This is a genomic window from Georgenia satyanarayanai (assembly GCF_009193135.1).
In the GTDB taxonomy this organism is placed as follows: Bacteria; Actinomycetota; Actinomycetes; order Actinomycetales; family Actinomycetaceae; genus Oceanitalea; species Oceanitalea satyanarayanai.
This window is the reverse complement of sequence record NZ_VUKC01000003.1, coordinates 206290-225684: the sequence shown is the minus strand read 5'-3', so window position 1 is coordinate 225684 and position 19395 is coordinate 206290. Positions and strand designations below refer to the sequence as shown.

At 73.7% G+C, this 19395-nt stretch carries 18 protein-coding genes and 1 riboswitch; of the genes, 7 read left to right on the top strand and 11 right to left on the bottom strand.

Annotation, left to right across the window (positions count from 1 at the left end; all coding sequences use genetic code 11):
* The first annotated feature begins 89 nt into the window (after window positions 1–89).
* Complete coding sequence (locus tag GD632_RS05985) at window positions 90–2159, top strand: peptidoglycan recognition protein family protein (RefSeq protein WP_152189816.1); 2070 nt, start codon at window positions 90–92, stop codon at window positions 2157–2159.
* Here GD632_RS05985 and GD632_RS05980 read toward each other — a convergent pair whose 3' ends face one another.
* From GD632_RS05980 to GD632_RS05950, 7 genes are all read right to left on the bottom strand, one after another.
* Complete coding sequence (locus GD632_RS05980) at window positions 2160–2945, bottom strand: energy-coupling factor transporter transmembrane component T family protein (RefSeq protein WP_152189814.1); 786 nt, start codon at window positions 2943–2945, stop codon at window positions 2160–2162.
* Window positions 2942–4657, bottom strand: coding sequence for an ABC transporter ATP-binding protein (locus tag GD632_RS05975; protein WP_193311361.1), 1716 nt, complete (start codon window positions 4655–4657; stop codon window positions 2942–2944). Before GD632_RS05975 ends, GD632_RS05980 begins: the two co-directional genes overlap by 4 nt.
* Entirely contained in the window at window positions 4650–5261 is a 612-nt protein-coding gene (locus GD632_RS05970) for an ECF transporter S component (RefSeq protein ID WP_226924652.1), read from the bottom strand. The genes GD632_RS05975 and GD632_RS05970 overlap by 8 nt, the downstream gene beginning before the upstream one ends.
* Window positions 5258–5920: a YkoF family thiamine/hydroxymethylpyrimidine-binding protein gene (locus GD632_RS05965; protein ID WP_152189810.1), complete on the bottom strand. Its 663-nt coding sequence runs from the start codon at window positions 5918–5920 to the stop codon at window positions 5258–5260. Before GD632_RS05965 ends, GD632_RS05970 begins: the two co-directional genes overlap by 4 nt.
* Before the next feature lie 47 nt (window positions 5921–5967).
* Window positions 5968–6075: riboswitch (TPP riboswitch) on the bottom strand.
* Between the two features lie 50 nt (window positions 6076–6125).
* The gene (locus tag GD632_RS05960; protein WP_152189807.1) at window positions 6126–7571 is read right to left on the bottom strand and encodes an alanine/glycine:cation symporter family protein; all 1446 of its coding nucleotides are present in this window, start codon (window positions 7569–7571) and stop codon (window positions 6126–6128) included.
* Window positions 7572–7661: 90 nt separating this feature from the next.
* The gene (locus GD632_RS05955) at window positions 7662–8411 is read right to left on the bottom strand and encodes a sulfite exporter TauE/SafE family protein (RefSeq protein WP_152189805.1); all 750 of its coding nucleotides are present in this window, start codon (window positions 8409–8411) and stop codon (window positions 7662–7664) included.
* A 16-nt stretch (window positions 8412–8427) separates the two neighbouring features.
* Window positions 8428–9882: a protein adenylyltransferase SelO gene (locus GD632_RS05950; protein ID WP_152189803.1), complete on the bottom strand. Its 1455-nt coding sequence runs from the start codon at window positions 9880–9882 to the stop codon at window positions 8428–8430.
* Between the two features lie 50 nt (window positions 9883–9932).
* Here GD632_RS05950 and GD632_RS05945 point away from each other — a divergent pair, with 50 nt between their 5' ends.
* Window positions 9933–10676, top strand: a complete 744-nt coding sequence (locus tag GD632_RS05945; RefSeq protein ID WP_193311360.1) for a DUF429 domain-containing protein — start codon at window positions 9933–9935, stop codon at window positions 10674–10676.
* 57 nt (window positions 10677–10733) lie between these two features.
* Window positions 10734–12152 (top strand): HNH endonuclease, encoded by a 1419-nt coding sequence (locus GD632_RS05940; RefSeq protein WP_152189799.1) that lies wholly within the window; start codon window positions 10734–10736, stop codon window positions 12150–12152.
* 16 nt (window positions 12153–12168) lie between these two features.
* Here GD632_RS05940 and GD632_RS05935 read toward each other — a convergent pair whose 3' ends face one another.
* Window positions 12169–12942: a FadR/GntR family transcriptional regulator gene (locus tag GD632_RS05935; RefSeq protein WP_152189797.1), complete on the bottom strand. Its 774-nt coding sequence runs from the start codon at window positions 12940–12942 to the stop codon at window positions 12169–12171.
* A gap of 266 nt (window positions 12943–13208) precedes the next feature.
* Between GD632_RS05935 and GD632_RS05930 the strand changes: the two genes are divergently transcribed.
* The 4 genes from GD632_RS05930 (at window position 13209) to GD632_RS05915 (ending at window position 16659) form a co-directional block, all read left to right on the top strand.
* A complete protein-coding gene (locus GD632_RS05930; protein ID WP_152189795.1) occupies window positions 13209–14306 on the top strand; it encodes a ferrochelatase in 1098 nt (365 codons plus the stop codon).
* A 64-nt stretch (window positions 14307–14370) separates the two neighbouring features.
* Window positions 14371–15021, top strand: coding sequence for a hydrogen peroxide-dependent heme synthase (gene hemQ / locus GD632_RS05925; RefSeq protein ID WP_152190150.1), 651 nt, complete (start codon window positions 14371–14373; stop codon window positions 15019–15021).
* Between the two features lie 104 nt (window positions 15022–15125).
* Window positions 15126–16157 (top strand): Rv2578c family radical SAM protein, encoded by a 1032-nt coding sequence (locus GD632_RS05920; RefSeq protein ID WP_152189793.1) that lies wholly within the window; start codon window positions 15126–15128, stop codon window positions 16155–16157.
* 19 nt (window positions 16158–16176) lie between these two features.
* Window positions 16177–16659 (top strand): NUDIX hydrolase, encoded by a 483-nt coding sequence (locus tag GD632_RS05915; protein WP_152189791.1) that lies wholly within the window; start codon window positions 16177–16179, stop codon window positions 16657–16659.
* 2 nt (window positions 16660–16661) lie between these two features.
* Here the strand turns inward: GD632_RS05915 and GD632_RS05910 are convergent, their stop codons facing one another.
* From GD632_RS05910 to GD632_RS05900, 3 genes are read right to left on the bottom strand one after another with little or no spacing between them, the layout of a single operon-like run.
* Entirely contained in the window at window positions 16662–17372 is a 711-nt protein-coding gene (locus GD632_RS05910; protein WP_152189788.1) for an NUDIX hydrolase, read from the bottom strand.
* Between the two features lie 13 nt (window positions 17373–17385).
* Window positions 17386–18525, bottom strand: coding sequence for a PQQ-dependent sugar dehydrogenase (locus GD632_RS05905; RefSeq protein ID WP_152189785.1), 1140 nt, complete (start codon window positions 18523–18525; stop codon window positions 17386–17388).
* Window position 18526: 1 nt separating this feature from the next.
* Window positions 18527–19393 carry an SDR family oxidoreductase gene (locus GD632_RS05900; protein WP_152189783.1) on the bottom strand — a complete coding sequence of 289 codons (867 nt, stop codon included), beginning with the start codon at window positions 19391–19393 and terminating at the stop codon, window positions 18527–18529.
* Window positions 19394–19395: the final 2 nt, after the last annotated feature.

Genomic DNA, 19395 nt, shown 5'->3' with positions numbered 1-19395 from the left:
AACCGTTCAATCCCGGTCGGCACCTGCCGATACTGCGGATGACGCCTCCGTGCGCCACCACCGCCCGCAACCCGGAAGTTCGTCTTTCCATGCCACTGTTCAGGGCTGTCCGCCCCACGCTCGTCGTCACCTCGCTGGTCCTCGCGGGCACGGTCCCCGCCGCGGCCGCGACCGCCCCGGAGGAGCCGATCACCGTCGTCCCCCTCACCGCCACGGACGGCAGCCTCACCGGGCTCGCCGACGCGGGGCTGGAGCGGCTGCAGCGCAGTGCGCGCTCCGTGCGCACCCAGTCGGTGCCCGACGCCGACGACGTCGCCGTCCTCACCGCCCCCATCGCCACGGAGGAGTTCTACGTGGCGGGCGTGACCTGGGACGGTGTGGAGGCGCTCCCGCACGACGCCGCCGTCTTCATCCGGGTGATGGAGGGCGGTGCGTGGCAGGACTGGGCACAGCTCGAGGTCGAGGCCGGGGCGGACGACGTCGGCACCACGGGCGGGACCGAGCCCTACATCGCCGCCGGGGCCGAGGCCGTCCAGGTCCAGATCACCGGGGACGCGGAGCGGCTGCCCGCCAACGTCCGGCTCAGCCTCACCCCGGAGTGGCCGGGTGAGGACGAGGTCGTCCTCGAGGAGGACGCCCCCGCCGCCGCGCTCGCGCCGTCCACCGACCCGCTCGCACCCGTGCCGGCGGCCGCGCTCCCGTTCCAGCAGCAGGCCCCACGCGTGTCCGCGGCCCCGGCCGCCCAGGCCACCACGCAGGCCGCGACCGCCACCCGGGCCGCCGTGCCCGTCCCGCGCCCCGCGATCACCACTCGCGCCGGGTGGGGCGCGAACGAGTCACAGATGGCGTGGCGCCCGTCCTACGCGCCCCTGCGCGCCACCGTCATCCACCACACGGCCGGGACGAACAGCTACACCCAGGCGCAGAGCCCGAGCATCGTGCGCGGCATCTACAGCTACCACGCGATCACCCGCGGCTGGGGCGACATCGGCTACAACTTCCTCATCGACAAGTGGGGACGAATCTACGAAGGGCGCAGCGGCACCCTGGCCTCGGCCACCGGCCAGATGCCCGTCGGCGCTCACGCGGCGCCGTTCAACACCGGCACCGTGGGGCTCAGCATCATGGGCGACTACACGAAGGTCGGCGTCCCGAGCGCCGCGATGAACGCCATGGCCGACATCCTCGCCTGGCAGTTCGGGCGCGCGGGCCTCACGGCGGCGGCGAGCTCCGGCATGGTCTCCCCGGGCACGTACGCGCGCCCCAAGGGACAGAGCCTGGGCCGTGTCTTCGCGCACCGCGACGTCTCCGCCACCGCCTGCCCCGGTGACGACATCTACTCCCGCATGGGCTGGCTGGCCCGGGCCACCGACCAGCGGGTCGACGCCGTGACCTCCGCGCCGGCGCCGACGCCGACCCCGACGCCGACGACGCCGGCCAAGCCCGCGGCCCCCGCGCCCATCGCCGACCCGATCACGCACACCGGCAGGGTCTACCTCAACAACGACTGGACGCCGTGGTCGAGCGTCGACTTCCCCCTGGGTGACAAGGGCTCCCAGATCTTCGTCGGCGACTGGGACGGCGACGGCACCGACACCCTCGCCATCCGCAAGGGCAACACCTTCTACGTCCACGGCCGCAACGCGGCCGGCTCCCTCCAGACGGTGGTCCAGTACGGCCGCGCGAACGACGAGGTGCTCGTGGGCGACTGGGACGGCGACGGCACCGACACCTTCGCGGTGCGGCGCGGCAAGACCTTCCACGTGAAGAACACGATCTCCTCCGGCGACGCCGACCACGTGTTCGTCTACGGCCGCACCGGCGACGAGGTGCTCGTCGGGGACTGGGACACCGACGGTGAGGACACCTTCGCGGTGCGCCGCCAGAACGTCTTCCACGTGAAGAACCGGATCGCCGGCGGGCCGGCCGACACGGTCATCACCTACGGCCGCGCCGGCGACCACGTCCTCGTCGGGGACTGGGACGGCGACGGCGTCGACACCTTCGCCGTGCGACGCGGGATCGCCTACCACGTGAAGAACACGATCTCCGGCGGGCCCGCGGACCTCGTCCTCAACTACGGGCGGCGCAACGACGTCGTCCTCGTGGGGGACTGGGACGGTGACGGCACCGACACGCTCGGGGTCCACCGGCCCTGATCACCCGAGCAGGGCGGCCGGGCCGCGCAGCACCCCCAGCCACGCGCTGAGGGCCACGACGGCGCCGACGACGCCGAGCACACCCGCCACCAGTGCCCAGTCGGCACGGGTGACGGCGACCGGCCGCCACGTCGTGCGCGGGCTCAGCCCGAGCCCGCGCGACTCCAGCGACTGCGCCATCCGCTCACCACGACGCACGGTGACGACGAGCAGCGTGAAGATCACGCGGCCCAGGTGGCGCGGGCCGCGCGGGGGCCGGCCGCCGCGTCCGAGCGGGGCCCGTACGGCGTGGGCGTGCTGGATGGTCGACCACTCCCGGGGCATGTCCTGGAGGAGCCGGTACCCGGCGAGCACGGCGTAGGCGACGCGGGGACTGAGGCGGGCGTTCTGCCGCAGGCTGTGCATGAGCGCCACGGCGTCGGTCGACAGGAGGAAGCCGGTCGCCAGCACCCCGATGAGCAGGGTGCGGATCGCCAGGGCCCCGCCCACCGACAGACCCTCGGTCGTCACCCGCAGCACGCCGCTCTGCCACAGCACCTCACCGGGACGGCTGAGCACGTTGACGACGAGCACGCCGAGCGCAAAGGCCGCGAAGGGCACGTGGGCCAGCAGCAGGGTCCGCGGCGTCGCGCTCGTCGCCGTCGCGACGGCGACGACGGCGAGGAGGTAGAGCACGGCCGGCGTCACCGGGTCCAGGACGAAGACCACCGCGAGGGAGACGACGAACACGAGGGCGAGCTTGACCGTCGGGTTGCGCCGGTCGAGCGGGGCAGCGACCGTGCTCATCGCAGCGCCCCCGCCGGTGCGGACGGGGCGCTCACCGCGGCGTCGAGGGCGAGCAGCGCGCGGCGGACCGCGGCGGGCTCTTCGATCTCCTCGAGCAGCCAGGCCACGAGCGGCGGCAGCGTGAGACCCCCGCGGCGCCGGACCTCGGCGTCGCGGAGCACCGGGACCGCCGGGCCGTCGGCGACCACCCCGCCCTCGCCGAGGACGACGACGCGGTCGGCCACCGTCACCACGGTCCGCAGGTCGTGGCTCGAGACGACGACGGCGCGTCCGGCGTCCGCGGCCGCCCGCAGCGCCGTCGTCGTCGCGATCGTGTCCCGACGGTCCAGGCCGAGGGTCGGCTCGTCGGCGATGAGGCAGGGTCGCTCGTGGGCGAGCATCGCCGCGAGGCTGAGCCGGCGCTTCTCGCCACCGGAGAGCCGGAAGGGGCTCTGCCCGGCGAGGTGCTCGAGGCGGTGGGCGCGCAGCTGCCTCCCGACCACCTCGTCCACCGGCCCGGTGAGGCCGTGGGCGACCTCCTCGGCGGCGGTGTGCGCGACGAACTGGTGCTCGGCGTTCTGGAACACCATCCCCACCCGCTCACCCTCGACGGTCCCGGCGGCCGGCGGCAGGAGACCGGCGAGGGTGAGGAGCAGGGAGGTCTTGCCCACCCCGTTGCGGCCGAGCAGGGCCACCACCGCTCCGGCGCGCAGCTCGAGGTCGATCCGGGTGAGGAGCGGGGGCGGGAGGGACGGACCGGCCGAGCGCCGCCGTCGGCGTGCCGGGGCGTGGCGCGAGACGGCCACCCCGCGGGCGCGGAGCACGACGTCCCGGACCGGTGGGCAGATCGGCGCCCCGGCGTCGGGAGCCTGCGCGAGGTGCCGCAGCAGGTCCTGGCTCGCTGGCGAGGCGAGCCCGCCGTCGCCGCCGCTGAGCGTGCGCAGTTCGGCGTCCAGCGGCAGCCAGCACCCGGCTCTCAGCAGGGCGCCCGCGTGGTCGCGCAGGACCGCATCGGTGGCACCGTCGGCGACGACGCGACCGCCCTCGTCGAGGACGACCGCGCGCCCGGGCAACGTGGCCGGACCGTCGTCCCCGGCGAGGTCGTCGAGGCGGTGCTCGACGAGGACGACGGTCGTGCCCGGACGGGACGACGCCGCGGCGAGCGCGGCGCGGACGTCGGCCACGCCCGCGGGGTCGAGCATCGAGGTCGGCTCGTCGAGGAGCAGCACGGCGGGGTCGGTGACGAGGGCGGCCGCAAGTGCCACCCGCTGCGCCTCCCCGCCGGACAGCTCGCCGGTCGCCCGGTCGCGCAGGTGCCCGGCGCCCACGGTCGCGAGTGCGGAGTCGACCCGCGGCCCGATGTCCACCGGGTCGGTCGCGTGGTTCTCCAGCGGCAGGGCCACCTCCTGGTCGACGGTGGGCAGGCAGACCGCCGCCGCGGGGTCCTGCGCGACGACCGCCACGTGGCGGGACAGGTCGACCACGGCAGCGTCGGTGGTCCGGGTGCCGGCGACCGTCACCTCGCCGTCGAGCCGGGCCGTCACGGTGTGGGGGACGACGCCCGTGATGCAGTGCAGGACGGTCGACTTGCCCGAGCCGGACGGGCCGAGCAGCAGGAGGTGCTCCCCGGGGCGGACCCGCAGGTCGACCCCGCTGAGCACCGGCTCCGCACGGCGCGGGACCGTGACGGACACGGCGTCGAGCACCACCGGGTCGGTCCGGTGCTCAGGCACGGGCGGTGGCCTCCCGCCCGATGGCGAAGTTGTCGACGACGCCGGTCCGCGCGAGGGCGTCGACGACGACCTTGGCGAGCAGCCCACCGAGCACGAGACCGGAGACCAGCTGGAGCACGAGACGCAGGGCGAAGATGTCCTGCCCATACCAGCCGGAGCGGAACGCCGAGTAGAAGAACACGAGCCCGGCGCCGAGCAGGCCGGAGACCGCGAAGACGGTCCACCCGAACCGGCGGTACCGGGTCGCCGCGAAGGCGAGCTCGCTCCCCAGTCCCTGGATGGCTGCGGCGATGACGAGGGTCGGGCCTACCGGAGAGCCGAGGAAGACGACCTCGACCACCGAGGCGATGACCTCTGCCGCGATCCCGGCGAAGGGCCGCCGCACGATGGCGATGACGATCGGCGCGACGATCAACCAGCCGCCGAAGAGCACGTGCTGGGCGAGGTCGCCGGCGGGTCCCATGAGGATGGCCAGCCCGTTCCATGCCTGGACGAGCACCCAGTACACGAAGCCGAAGACGACGCCGAGCACGACCATGAGCATGAGGTCCTTGAGCTCCCAGAAGGGAGCACGTGCCCGGCGGCTCGGCAGCGTGCCGCTCACTGGGCCGGCCCGGAGCTCGGGGAGGCGATCGACACGGTGAGGTGCGAGACGACGTGGGGGACGTGCGCACCGACCTGTGCCCAGGCGTCGACGGCGGTGGCGAGCACGTCGGCGACGTCCCCGCTGAGCCGTGTGGCGTAGTGCGCGGCGGCGGATGCTGTCCCGCGCCGCTGAGCGGCGGCGATGGCGGCCTCGATGTGAGCCATGTGGTCGCCGGCGTCGGAGCCGCCGTCGAGCAGCGGGTACAGCGACCAGTGTGCGGTGGCGGCCACATCGGTGGCCTCGACGGTCACGGGCTCCGGGGTGGGCAGGCTCGTGACGGTGAGGTCGCAGGTCCGCTCGCCCGGGCAGCCGCGCGAGAGGAGGACGTGGGCGACGACGTGCCCGCCGTCGCTGCGGCGTGCGGCCGCCGCAATGACGGCGGTGAGGTAGCGCGCCAGGCGCTCCTCGGCCGGCGCCCCGGTGGCGCCGACGTACGTGCTGACGTCGTCGGTCTCCAGGACCAGGCCCTCGGTGAGGCCGGCCTGGTCGACGTCCTGGAGCGCGCCGAGGATGACGGCGACGAAGTCGTCGCAGTGGGGGTGGATGCTGAAGCGGGCGCCGATGCCGAGCTTCTCGGGCGCGGCGGTCGGCTGGATCGTGCTCTGGGTGGTGCTCATCTGGGCCCTCTCAGGCCCCAGGGGTACCTCGAAGCCCCACCGACGACATGTCGGTGGGTGCCCTGCTCCCTACGCCGGTACGAACCGGATCAGGTTGACGGGTCTGCGGACCTTCCGCACTCTCAGCGCCTGCTGGCGCTCCCCGGGGGTGTGGCCCGAGCCTAGACAGGCCGCCGCGGCGGTGTCCATCTCGTCCCACGGCCGCTCAGCGGCCGACCGGCTCGACGTCATCCGCGAAGCTGCGCGGGGAGAAGGCCCGCACCTCGTCGATGGTGGCCGAGAGCCCGGGGTCGTTGTCGAGGTACTTCTTGGTCTCGCGGGCGACGAGCCCGGAGAGGATGACGAGACCGATGAGGTTGGGGACGGCCATGAGCCCGTTCATGACGTCGGCGAAGCTCCACACGACGTCGAGGGACACGGTGGCCCCGACGTAGACCGCGAGGGAGAACACGACCCGGTAGGGCATGACCCCGCGGCGCCCGACGAGGCGCTCGATGCACCGCTCGCCGTAGTAGGACCAGCCGAGCACCGTGGAGAAGGCGAACATCGCGAGCGCGATCGTCACGATGTAGTGGCCCCACTGACCGGGCAGGCCCGTGCTGAACGCGGCACCGGTCATCGTGCCGGCCTCGGTCTCGGTGCGCCAGACACCGGTCGTGACGATGACGAGGCCGGTGAAGGTGACGACCACGAGCGTGTCGATGAAGGTCTGGGTCATCGACACCAGGCCCTGACGCACCGGGTGGGAGGTCTTGGCCGCGGCGGCGGCGATGGCGGCCGAGCCCATCCCGGACTCGTTGGAGAACATGCCGCGGGCGGCCCCCATCTGCACGGCGATGATGATCGTCGACCCGATGAACCCGCCGGTGGCGGCGGTGCCGGTGAACGCGTCGGTGAAGACGAGAGCGATGGCGGCGGGGATGTCGGTGACGTTGACGATGAGGATGAACAGCGCGCCGACGACGTAGGACACGATCATCACGGGGACGAGGCCCGCGGTGACCCGGCCGATCGACTTGATGCCGCCGACGAGGACGATGAGCGCGGCGATGCTCAGCACTCCGCCGGTCACCCACGGGACGACCCCGAAGGACTCCTCGAGGTTCCCCGCGACGGCGTTGCCCTGGACGAGGTTGCCGATGCCGAAGGAGGCGATGATCGCCATGACCGTGAACATCAGTCCGAGCACCTTGCCGAGCGGCCCCTTGATGCCGCGTTCCAGGTAGTACTGGGGACCTCCGGACTTCTCACCGGCGGAGTCGGTGCGGCGGTAGTACACACCGAGGAAGGCCTCGGTGTACTTCGAGGCCATCCCGACGAGGCCGGTCACCCACATCCAGAACAGCGCACCGGGCCCGCCGATGCTGATCGCGGTGGCGACACCGACGATGTTCCCGGTGCCCACTGTCGCCGACAGGGCGGTGGTGAGCGCCTGGAACTGCGAGACGTCGCCGTCGTCGGCGCCCTCGTCCCTCCGCTTGACGATCCCGAGCCTGAGGGCGGCGCCGAGCTTGCGGAACTGCAGGCCGCGCAGCCGGATCGTGAGGAGGAGGCCGACACCGAAGAGCAGCGGGATGAGGACGAAGGGGCCCCACACGACCCCCGACACGGCCTCGAAGAAGGTGGTGGTGTCCTCGATCAGCTGGTCCATGCGGGCTCCCCGGACGTCGATGCGGCGCAGTGGCCGCCACTGTGCCACGGGTCACAGGCGGCTGTGGTGATTGCGGCCGGGCGAGTTGCGTCAGGCGCCGACGACGGAGAGGACGCCGCGGACGAGCGTGGCCGTCGCGCCGAGCACGACGACGGCGATCACGACCCGACGCGCCGTCGCCGCCCGCACACGACGGGCGACCTGGCCACCGACGAGCACGCCCGCGGGCACCGCGGCGACGGCGGCGACGACCAGCGGCCACCCGGGCAGACCGCCCGCGGCGGCGCCGGTGACCGTCTTCGTCAGCAGCGACACCAGGCCCATGGTGAGGAAGATGGGCTGGAGCGTGGCGGCGAAGGCGCGCTGCGCCCAGCTCGTCGCCTGGGCGTAGAGCAGCACGGCCGGCCCGCCGACACCCACCGCGGTGTTGAGGAAGCCTCCGGTGAACCCGGCGACGGGTGCCGCGGCGCGCCCCAGGTCGGGCAGCTCCCAGGCCAGCGCCACGGGCGCGAGGGCGAGCAGCAGCGCGGCGCCGATGACCACCTCCAGCCAGCCGGCGTCCACGGCGCCCACGAGCAGCGCCGCCGGGACCGAGCCGATGACGATCGTCGGGGCGATGCGCAGGAACCGTGCCCAGTCGATGTCGTGGCGCATGACCACCGTCAGCGCGACCGCCGAGACGACGGTGGTGATGTTGGTGAGCACGACCCCGGCCACCGGGCCGATGAGCAGCACGAAGGTGGGGGAGACGACCAGCCCGGTGCCCATCCCGCTCGTGCGCTGGAGCACCGCGCCGAGCACGACGGCGCCCAGCACGGCAGCAAGGACCCCGGCCTCCACGTCTCGTGCCCGGGTGTCAGGTGCCGCAGTAGGTGACGAACGGCGTCTCGGGCGCGGCCGGCCGGGTGTAGCGCTCGAGGCCGGGGCGCTCCTCGTAGGGGCGGGTGACGACGTCGAGCAGCGCGCGGACCGGCCCGAGATCCCCGGCGGTGGCGGCGTCCAGCGCTTCCTCGAGCAGGTGGTTGCGGGGGATGTAGACCGGGTTGTGGCGCTCCATGAGCGCGGGGTCGGGGTCCAGGGCGCGCCACTGCTCGAGCCACCGGCCGAGCCGCCCGTCGAACCCGGGCAGCGCGCGCACGGGGGCGGTGTCCCCGCGCGCCGCGGAGGTGAGGGCACGGAAGAACGTCGTGTGGTCCGGTCGTGCCGCGACGAGGAGCGCGGTGAGGTCGGTGACGAGCCGGTCGACGCCGTCGTCGTCCTCCGCGAGCCCGAGCTTCGCCCGCATGCCCGCCGTCCACGCGGCGCCGTACCGGGCGGGGAAGGTGTTGACGAGGTCGGTGAGGAGGCGCACCGCCTCGTCCGCGTCGCTGTGGACGAGGGGCAGGAGCGCCTCGGCGAGGCGGGCGAGGTTCCACTGCGCGATGACCGGCTGGTTGCCGTAGGCGTAGCGGCCGCGGGCGTCGATGGAGCTGAACACGGTCTCCGGGTCGACGGCCTCCATGAAGGCGCACGGCCCGTAGTCGATGGTCTCGCCTGAGATCGTCATGTTGTCGGTGTTCATGACGCCGTGGACGAAGCCGAGGTGCATCCACCGGGCGACGAGGGTGGCCTGGGCGTCGAGGACGGCCTCGAGGAGCGCGAGGTAGGGGTTGTCGGCCGCGGCGGCGTGCGGGTGGTGGCGGTCGATCGCGTGGTCGGCGAGGCGGCGCAGCAGCTCGAGGTCATCGGTGGAGCGGGCGTACTGGAAGGTCCCCACGCGCAGGTGGCTCGCCGCGACGCGGGCCAGCACCGCACCGGGCAGCAGCGTCTCGCGCCGCACCGTGGCACCGGTGGCGACGACGGCGAGGGAGCGGGTGGTCGGCACGCCCAGCGCGTGCATCGCCTCGCTGACGACGTACTCCCGCAGCATCGGTCCGACGGCGGCCAGTCCGTCCCCGCCACGGGCGAAGGGCGTGCGGCCGGAGCCCTTGAGGTGGAGGTCGCGGGGGGTGCCGCTCGTGTCGGTGAGCTCGCCGAGGAGGAGTGCGCGCCCGTCGCCGAGCTGCGGGGAGTAGGAGCCGAACTGGTGGCCCGCGTAGGCCATGGCCACGGGCGTGGCGCCGTCCGGCACGGTGGTGCCGACGAGCAGGCCCGTGCCGTCGGGGGTGCGCAGGTGGTCGGGGTCGAGGCCGAGCTCTGCGGCGAGCGGCTCGTTGAGGAGGAGCAGCGCGGGCGTCGGCACGCCTACCGCCTGCCACGGGACGGCAAGCTCGGGCAGCTCACGGGCGTAGCGGTCGCCGAGGAGGTGGCCGGGGGGAGCGGTGGTGCTCATCGCTCGACGATACGTCCGTGGTGGCCGGGTTGCTCGGTACGGTGCGTCACGTGCACATCGGCATCGACCTCGCCTGGAACACCCGTCGCCGGACCGGGCTCGCGGCGGTGGACGACGCCGGCGCGCTCGTCGCGTCGGCGAGTGCGGTCTCGGACGCGGAGATCGACGGGTGGCTCGACGGGCTGTCCGCGCCCGTCGTGACCGTCGCGATCGACGCGCCGCTCGTCGTCCGGAACCCCACGGGCATGCGCGAGTGCGAGCGCCTGGTGGGGAAGGCGTACGGCCGGTACGACGCGAGCTGCCACGCGAGCAACCGCTCGATCTCCTACTTCGACCCGCCGCGCGCGTGGACGCTCGCGGAGCGGCACGGGTGGGTGACGGACCCGGCACGCCGCGGGAGCACGGCGCTGCCCGCGGCGGTGGAGGTGTACCCGCACGCGGCGATGGTGGGGCTGTTCGGGCTCGGCCGGATCCTCAAGTACAAGAGCGGGCGGGTGCTCACGCGGCAGGAGGCGCTGCTCGAGCTGCTGCGGCTCATGGAGGGGGTCGCGGTCCTCGGCCTGCCGGCGAACGCGCGGTGGCGCGAGGTCCGGCGGGCCGTCGAGGAGGCCACCCGGCCGATGCACCTCGACCGGGTGGAGGACGAGGTCGATGCCGTCATGTGCGCGCACCTGGCCTGGCTGTGGCACCACGAGCCGCAGTCGCTGCACGTCTTCGGTGACGGGGACAGCGGGTACATCGTCGCGCCGCCGCCCCCGACGCACGCGGTGCGGGTGTCGCCGGACGCGAGGTGACCAGCGGCTGTGCCCCGGCGCGGCGGGATGTCAGACCCTGTCTGTAACGTCGGTCACATGGACGACGACGGCGCAGCACCGAACGGGGAGCGGGTTCCCTCCGCCGTCGGCAGCGGGCCGGCGGGTCCCCTCACCGTGGCCGCGCTCGCGTCGTGGCGGGCGGTGCTCGGCGAGGTCGACCGGGCGGTGACAGACGCTGAGCGGGTCGACCTGCTGAGGGCCCTGGAGGAGCTGAAGTCCGCCGCGTGCGCGGCGCAGGCACGCATCTCGGTGGACCTCGACGCCTCCCAGCGCGCGGAGCAGGCGCGAGCCGGCGTCCCGCTGGCCCGTCGGGGGGCGGGCGTGGGGGCGCAGGTCGCGCTGGCCCGGCGCGAGTCCCCGCACCGCGGTGGACGGCTCCTCGGCCTGGCCAAGGCGCTCGTCGTCGAGATGCCGCACACCTACCGGGCGCTGCAGGCGGGGCTGCTCAGCGAGTGGCGGGCCACCCTGATCGTGCGCGAGTCGGCCTGCCTGTCGGTCGAGGACCGCACGGCCTTCGACGCCGAGCTGGCCGCGGACCCGGGACAGCTGGACGGTCTCGGGGACGGGCAGCTGCTCGCGCGGGCCAAGAAGGTCGCCTACCGGCTCGACGCCGCCTCTGTGGTGCGCCGGGCGCGCAAGGCCGAGAGCGAGCGCTGCGTGAGCCTGCGGCCCGCTCCGGACACGATGAGCTACCTGACCGGGCTTCTGCCCGTCGCACAGGGCGTGGCGGTGCTCGCCGCGCTCACCAAGGCTGCGGACTCCGCCCGGGCGCAGGGGGATCAGCGGAGCCGGGGACAGGTCATGGCCGACACCCTCGTCGAGCGGGTCACCGGGCAGGAGTCGGCGGACGCCGTCCCCGTCGAGGTCCAGCTCGTCATGACCGACCGCACGCTCCTCGCCGGGGACGACGAGCCCGCTACCATCCCCGGCTACGGGACTGTTCCCGCGGGCTGGGCGAGCCGCCTGGTGGCCCGCAGGCTCGGCGCACCGGGCCTGGAGGGCGTGGGCCGGGCAACCCAGGTGTGGCTGCGCCGGCTCTTCACCTCACCGAGCACCGGCCAGCTGGCCCGGATGGACTCACGCCGGCGGACCGTGCCACCCGGTCTGGCGCGGTTCATCGCCACGCGGGACCAGACGTGCCGCACCCCGTGGTGCGACGCGCCGGTCAGGCACGCGGACCACATCGTCCCCTGGAGCGAGGGTGGGAGGACCGAGGCGGACGGACTGGAGGGCTACTGCGAGGCGTGCAACTACGCCAAGCAGGCGCCGGGCTGGCGCACGCGCGCCGGGCCTTCTGGAGGCGAGGACGGCCACGTCGTCGAGACGACGAGCCCCACCGGCCACCGGTACCGCTCGCGGGCGCCCGCTCTTCCCGGGCACCACTCACCGGACGAGGGCGAGCGGGACAGCAGTCCGGCAGAGCGCTACCTGCTCGACCTCCACCGCGTCGCCTGAACCAGCCCGAGGACCGCTAGGCGCGCTCGCGCTCCTGGGCGCGGGCTGCCGCGATCCGCTCGACGTCCAGCGCCGAGCGCTGGAGCGGCGGGATGATCTCGTCGTCGGGCGTGATGATGACGAGGTCGTTGTCCATGTGGTCGGCCATGGCGTGCACGGCGTCGATGAAGTCTCCGCGCCGGACGGCGTCGACGATGCGCTCGTGCTCCACCTGCATCGAGGGGGCGTCTCCCGCGTGGGTGAGGCGCTCGACGTGCCCGGGCGCCGCGAGCTTCTCGGTGATCCCGGCGTACAGCGACGCGAGCAGGCGGTTCTTCGCGGCGTCGAAGAGGAGGTAGTGGAAGCGCGAGGCCAGCTCCACGCTCGTGTCCTGCGGCCCCACCGCGGGGCAGTGCCCGCGCTGCAGCGACTGCGCCACCGCCGCCTCGAGCGCTGCCACGTCCTCCGCCGTGCGGTGCCGCGCGGCCTGCTGCGCGGCCTCCACCTCCAGCGCCCGGCGGTAGCTGAGGAGCTCCTCGAGGGTGTAGGCGGTGAGGAACTCCGAGAGCACGGCGCTCGTCGGGGCGCTGGAACGCACGAAGGTGCCGCGGCCCGGCAGCGTCTCGAGCATCCCGATGCTCGCGAGGGAGCGGACGGCCTCGCGGATCGTCGACCGACCCACCCCGAGCGTCTCGGCAAGCTCGGGCTCGATCGGGATACGCGTTCCGACCTCCCACGCGCCGGTGGTGATCTGCCGGCGCAGGTAGGCCAGCGTGGTGCGGGCGCGCTCGGTGCCGCTGCTGGTGACCATCCTGCGAGTATAGGAAGGCCTGTCCGCTCAGCCGGCGGTCCACTGCGACCCGGTCGCGCCCCTCTACCGTGCTCGTGGGGCCCAGCTCGTGAGGCCCAGCGCCTGGACCTCGCACCCCTCGAGGTGGAGCACCTCGTGCCCGGCACGGCAGGTGCGCGCGAGTGGTGGCGAACGCCTCAGCGGCGGCTCGTCGGCGGGCCGGGAGCCCACTTCATCTGATGTTACGGTGAGCCCGTTTGCGACGCCGTCACGAGGAGCCCGCCACCATGTCCCACTCCGCCGCGCCTTACGACGCCCTGCTGCTGTGCTCCTTCGGAGGGCCCAACGCGACCGAGGACGTCGTGCCGTTCCTGCGCAACGTCGTCCGGGGCAAGGGGGTCCCGGACGAGCGGCTCGAGGAGGTGGGCGAGCACTACTTCCACTTCAACGGCAAGAGCCCCATCAACGAGCAGAACCTCGCCCTCCGGGCCGCGCTCGAGGGCGAGCTGCGCGAGCGCGGGCTCGACCTCCCGGTCCTGTGGGGCAACCGCAACTGGCACCCCTACACCGTCGACACCCTGCGCGACGCCGTCGCCTTCGGTGCCCGCCGCATCCTCGTCCTTGTCACGAGCGCCTACGCCTCCTACTCCGGCAGCCGCCAGTACCGCGAGCACCTCGCCGCAGCCGTGAGCGAGCTCGGTGCCGATGCCGAGGGCCTCGAGCTCGACGTCCTCCGCCCGTTCTTCAACGACCCCGGCTTCGTCGACGCCAACACCGACGCCGTGCTCGCGGCCGTCGAGGAGCTCCCCGCCGGTGAGGGCGTGCACATCGCCTACGTCACGCACTCGATCCCCGACACCATGCAGGACGCCTCCGCCGTCACCGGCCCGGGCTACCGCGAGCAGCACGAGGAGGTCCGCAGCGTCATCGACGCCACCCTGCGCGGGCGGGGGCTGGAGGTCACCTCCTCCCTGTCCTACTGCTCGCGCTCGGGCGATCCGCGCACGCCGTGGCTGGAGCCGGACGTCAACGACCACCTCAGCGACCTCGCCGCCCAGGGGGTCACGCGCGTCGTCATCGCCCCCATCGGCTTCATCTCCGACCACATGGAGGTCGCCTGGGACCTGGACACCGAGGCGATGGAGACGGCTCGCGAGCTCGGCATGGACGCCGCCCGGGCCGCGACGGCGGGGACCGCACCGGTCTTCGTCGCCGGCCTCGTCGACCTCGTCCTCGAGCGCGCGGCCCGTGAGCGTGGCGAGGAGCCGGCGGTGACGGTGCGCGGCGAGCTCCCCGCCTTCCCCGACGTCGCCCCTCCGGGCAGCTGCCGGATGCGCCACGGTGAGGTCACCGGCATCCCCGTCCTCGCCGGCACCGCCGACTGACGCCGTCCCCAGCCCCAGGAGGAAAAGTTCCGTGAGCTCCGCCCAGCCCCAGTCCGCCTACGTCATGTACTCCGTCTTCCGGGCGGTCCAGCCGCTGCCCGAGGAGGACGACATCCGGACGGGCCTCGTCCGAGACGCCCTCGCCGCGCTGGCGGACGTCCCGGGACTCATCGTCCGCGGCTGGTACGACGTCGCGGGCTTCCGGGCCGACGCCGACCTCATGGTGTGGTGGTGGGCCGAGGACGTCGCGGCGGTGCAGGAGGCCTACCACCGGCTCCTGGCGAGCAACCTCGGTGGTGCGCTCGAGCCGGTGTGGTCCCAGGTCGGCACCCACCGCCCCGCCGAGTTCAACCAGGCACACCTGCCGTCCTTCATCATGGGGGAGGAGCCGCGGGGCTTCCTCTGCGTCTACCCGTTCGTCCGCAGCTACGAGTGGTACCTGCTGCCGCCGGAGGAGCGCGCCACCATGCTCCGCGACCACGGGCTCGCGGCCCGCGGCTACGGGGACGTGCGCGCCAACACGATCTCCTCCTTCGCGCTCGGCGACTACGAGTGGCTGCTCGCCTTCGAGGCCGACGACCTCGGCCGCATCGTCGACCTCATGCGCGACCTGCGCGCCACCGAGGCCCGCCGCCACGTGCGCGAGGAGGTCCCCTTCTTCACCGGTCCGCGCCGCGAGCTCGGCGAGATCGTGGAGAAGCTGCCCCGCGGGTAGTCCTGACCCTGCCACCGTCCGTGGCAGGGTCGGCTCATGGCCACACCTGCGGAGCCACCAGTGCGATCCTTGACGATGACTCGCACACGTGTTCGACTATGGGCATGCGGTGGGACGGGCAGGAGATCACGGCCGAGGACGACGCCGCGCTGCCCGGCCTGCGGAGGATGGCGGGCCTGGTGCGCACGGTCCGCACCCCCAAGTTCGCGGGGATCGTCTTCCACGAGGTGACGGCCCGCTCGGTCCTCAACCGGGTGCCGGCCGCCTCCCGGATGCCCTTCCGCTGGACGCTCAACCCCTTCCGGGGATGCAGCCACGCCTGCGTCTACTGCTACGCCCGCTCCACACACACGTACCTCGACATGGACGCCGGCGTGGACTTCGACAGTCAGATCGTCGTCAAGGTCAACGCCCCCGACGTCCTGCGCCGCGAGCTGGCCAGGCCCTCCTGGGCGCGCGAGCAGGTGGCCCTGGGGACGAACACCGACCCCTACCAGCGGGCGGAGGGCCGCTACCGGCTCATGCCCGGCATCGTCGGCGCACTCGTCGAGTCGGGCACACCGCTGTCGGTCCTCACCAAGGGCACCCTCCTGCGCCGGGACCTGCCGCTGCTCGGGGCGGCCGCGGAGCACGTGCCGGTCTCCCTCGGGATCTCGCTGGCCGTCCTCGACGCCGATCTTCAGCACCTCCTCGAGCCGGGCACACCGAGCCCGCGCGCCCGGCTCGACCTCGTGCGCGCGATCCGTGAGACGGGGCTGGACTGCCACGTCATGGTCGCTCCCGTCCTGCCGTGGGTGACCGACTCCCGCGAGCACCTCGATGCCCTCCTCGGCGCCATCGCCGAGGCCGGCGCCACGTCGGCGTCGGTCATGGCCGCCCACCTGCGGCCCGGCGTCAAGGACTGGTACCTGCAGTGGCTGGAGCAGCACCGCCCGGCGCTCGTGCCGGAGTACCGGCGCCTGTACGGGAGCGGCGCCTACGCGCCGGACGCCTACCGCACCTGGCTCGCCGAGCGCATCGCCCCGCTGCTGCGCCGCCACGGCCTGGCCCGCGGCTCCCGGCTGCGGTCCCCGGCTCAGGAGCCGGAGGCACCGGTGCAGGCGCCCGACGCCGTCATGCAGGCCGCCCTCTTCTGAGCCCTGGCACACTGGGCCCGTGCCAGTCCCGGAGTTCGTCGCCGCGCTGCGCGCCCATGTGGGGACGGCTCCGCTGTGGCTCTCGGGCGTGACCGCCGTCGTCCTCGACGGAGACCGGGTGCTCCTCGGACGCCGCGCCGACAACCGCATGTGGGCGGCCATCAGCGGCATCCTCGACCCCGGCGAGCAGCCCGCCCACGCCGCCGTCCGGGAGGTCCTGGAGGAGACGGGCGTCGTCGCCCGCGTCCTCGCGCTCGCGTCCGTCGACAGCGGCGACGTCGTCACCTACCCCAACGGGGACCAGGCGCAGTACCTGTCCCTGGCCTTCCTGTGCGAGTACGTCTCCGGGCAGGCGCACATCGCCGACGACGAGTCCCTGGAGGTCGGGTGGTTCGCCCTGGACGCGCTGCCGCAGCCGCTCGCGGCGTCGTCGGCCACACGCATCGCCGACGCACTCGCCGCCCGGGCCGACCCGGGAGCCGGACCGCGCTTCGTGCGCTGAGCTCAGCCCTCCGGCGTCGCCGGCGGGAGGGTGTCCCCGCGGGCCTCGGCCATCGACATCGCGTACTCGCGCCCGCGGTCCCAGGGCCGGGTCCAGCCCAGCTCGTCGAAGACGCCGTCGAGGAGGTTGCCGGTGAATCCCCACACCCACCCGCCCTGCACGGCGAAGCCCGCGCTGCCGTGGCCGTGGATCGTCACCGTGGAACGCCCCGCGGGGTCGAGCAGGTCGCTGACCGGCAGGCGGAGCGTGTGCAGCACCTCCCCGACCTCGACGCGCTCGAGCCCGCCCGGGCCGTCCGCCCACCCGATGACAGGGGTGACGAGGAAGCGGCTGATCGGCACGGCTACCTCGGGCAGTGCGCCGATGACCTCGACGCGGTCGGGCGCGAGGCCGATCTCCTCGTGGGTCTCGCGCAGCGCCGTGGCGGCGGGCCCGGCGTCGCCGTCGTCGGCGCGGCCGCCGGGCAGCGCGATCTGGCCGGGGTGGTGACGCAGCAGCGGGGAGCGCTGGACGAGGTAGAGGTCGAGCCCCGGGAAGACGTCGGGCCGCGCGGCGGTCGGGGTGAACAGGAGGAGCACGGCCGCCGGCCGGTACTCCGCGCGGGCCTGGGCGTCGACGCGGTGGACCACCGGGGGCGGCCCCAGCTCGCCGGCCGCGCCTCTCGCGACGAGCCGCTCGAGGTCGCTGCGCGCCTGCGCCAGGTGCCGGTCCACCGCGCCACCATAGTCACCCGTGGGACGCGAGCCACTCCTCGTCGACGGCGACGACCCGGTCGTCGTCGGCGCCCGGGTCCCCGCGGAAGGTGTTCGACGTGACGATACACAACCGACCGTCCGGTGCGACCGTCACCGTGCGCAGCCGGCCGTACTCGCCCTCGAGGAGGCGCTGCGGCTCACCGGTGCCGCCGTCGGCCTCCAGCGGGACGCGCCACAGGGACTGCCCGCGCAGTGCCGCAACGTACACGGCGTCCTCGGTGACGGCGAGGCCGCTGGGGGAGGCGTCCGCCGGCCGCCACGTGACGAGCGGGTCGGCGAAGTCGCTGGTCCCCGCGGTGCCCTCGACCTCCGGCCAGCCGTAGTTGGTGCCCGCCTCGATGAGGTTGAGCTCGTCCCACGTGTCCTGCCCGAACTCCGAGGCGTACATCCGCCCCTCGCCGTCCCAGCCCAGGCCCTGGACGTTGCGGTGCCCCAGGGACCACACCGGCGAGCCGGGGTCGGGGTTGCCGGGGGCCGGCTCACCATCCTCGTCGACCCGCAGGATCTTCCCGCCGAGCGAGCCGGGATCCTGGGACGTCGAGGGGACGGCGGCGTCACCGGTGGCGACGTAGAGGTAGCCGTCCGGGCCGAAGGCGATCCGCCCGCCCGAGTGGTACGTCTCGCGCGGGATCCCCTCCAGGACGACGACGTCGGGACGCAGCTCCGCGCCGTCGTGCACCATCCGCAGCACGCGGTTGTCGGTCCCGCTCGTGAGGTAGACGAAGACGTGCCCGTTGTCGGCGAAGTCGGGGGAGACGGCGATCCCGAGCAGCCCGGCCTCGTTCTCCGCGGCGACCCCGGGCACGGTGGCGAGCTCGCGTGGCTCCTCGCCGGGGACGAGCCCAAGGACCCGGGCGCTGTCCCGCTCGGTGACCAGCGCGGTGCCGTCGGGCAGGAAGGCCAGTCCCCACGGCACGTCGAGCCCGGTGGCGAGCACCTCCGGCTTGCGCGGGGCCGGCTCGCTCGTCGTCGGCTCGGGCGCGGGCGCCGTCGTCACCGGACTCGGTGCCGGGACGGTGGCCTGCTCCTCGGTCCTCTCACCGCCCCCGCACGCCGCGAGGACGACGACGGCGAGCAGGGCCGCCGTCGTCGTCCTCGCGGTGCGGGTCATGTCAGAAGACGGGCTTGCCGCCGGTGACGCCGAGGACGGTGCCCGAGACGTAGCTCGCGTCGTCGGTGGCGAGGAAGACGAACGCCGTGGCGACCTCGATCGGGTGGCCGGCGCGGCCCAGCGGCGTCGCCTTGCCGAACTCCGGCATCGACTCCGCCGGCTTGGTGGCCGGCTGGAGCGGGGTCCAGATCGGACCCGGGGCCACCGCGTTGACCCGGATGCCCTTCGGCCCGAGCTCGGCGGCGAGGTTGACGGTGAAGTTGTTGATCGCGGCCTTGGTCGAGGCGTAGTCGAGGAGCGTCTCGGAGGGCTGGAAGGCCTGGATCGAGGTGCAGTTGATGATGCTCGCGCCCGGCTGGAGGTCGTCGAGCAGCGCCTTGGTCAGCCAGAAGATCGCGAAGATGTTCGTCTCGTAGGTCTGCCGCAGCTGCGCGTCGCTGATGTCGGCGAGGGAGTCCTGCGCCATCTGGTAGCCGGCGTTGTTGACGAGCACGTCGACCCCGCCCAGGCCCTCGACGGCGGCCCGCGCCAGCGCGATGTTGGCCTCCTCGGTGCGCTGGTCGGTGGGCAGGAGGACGCAGCGCCGGCCCGCGGCCTCGACCTGCTTCCGCGTCTCCTCGGCGTCCTGCTGCTCCTGCTCGAGGTAGGCGATGGCGACATCGGCGCCCTCCTTGGCGAAGGCGATGGCGGTGGCGCGGCCGATGCCGGAGTCCCCGCCGGTGATGAGGGCGCGCTTGCCCTCCAGGCGCCCCCGGCCGACGTAGCTCGTCTCGCCGTGGTCCGGGACCGGGTCGAGCCGGTCGGTCCACCCGGGCCACGGCTGGCTCTGCACGGGGAAGTCCTTCATGGCGTTCGTGTCGATGTCCATGC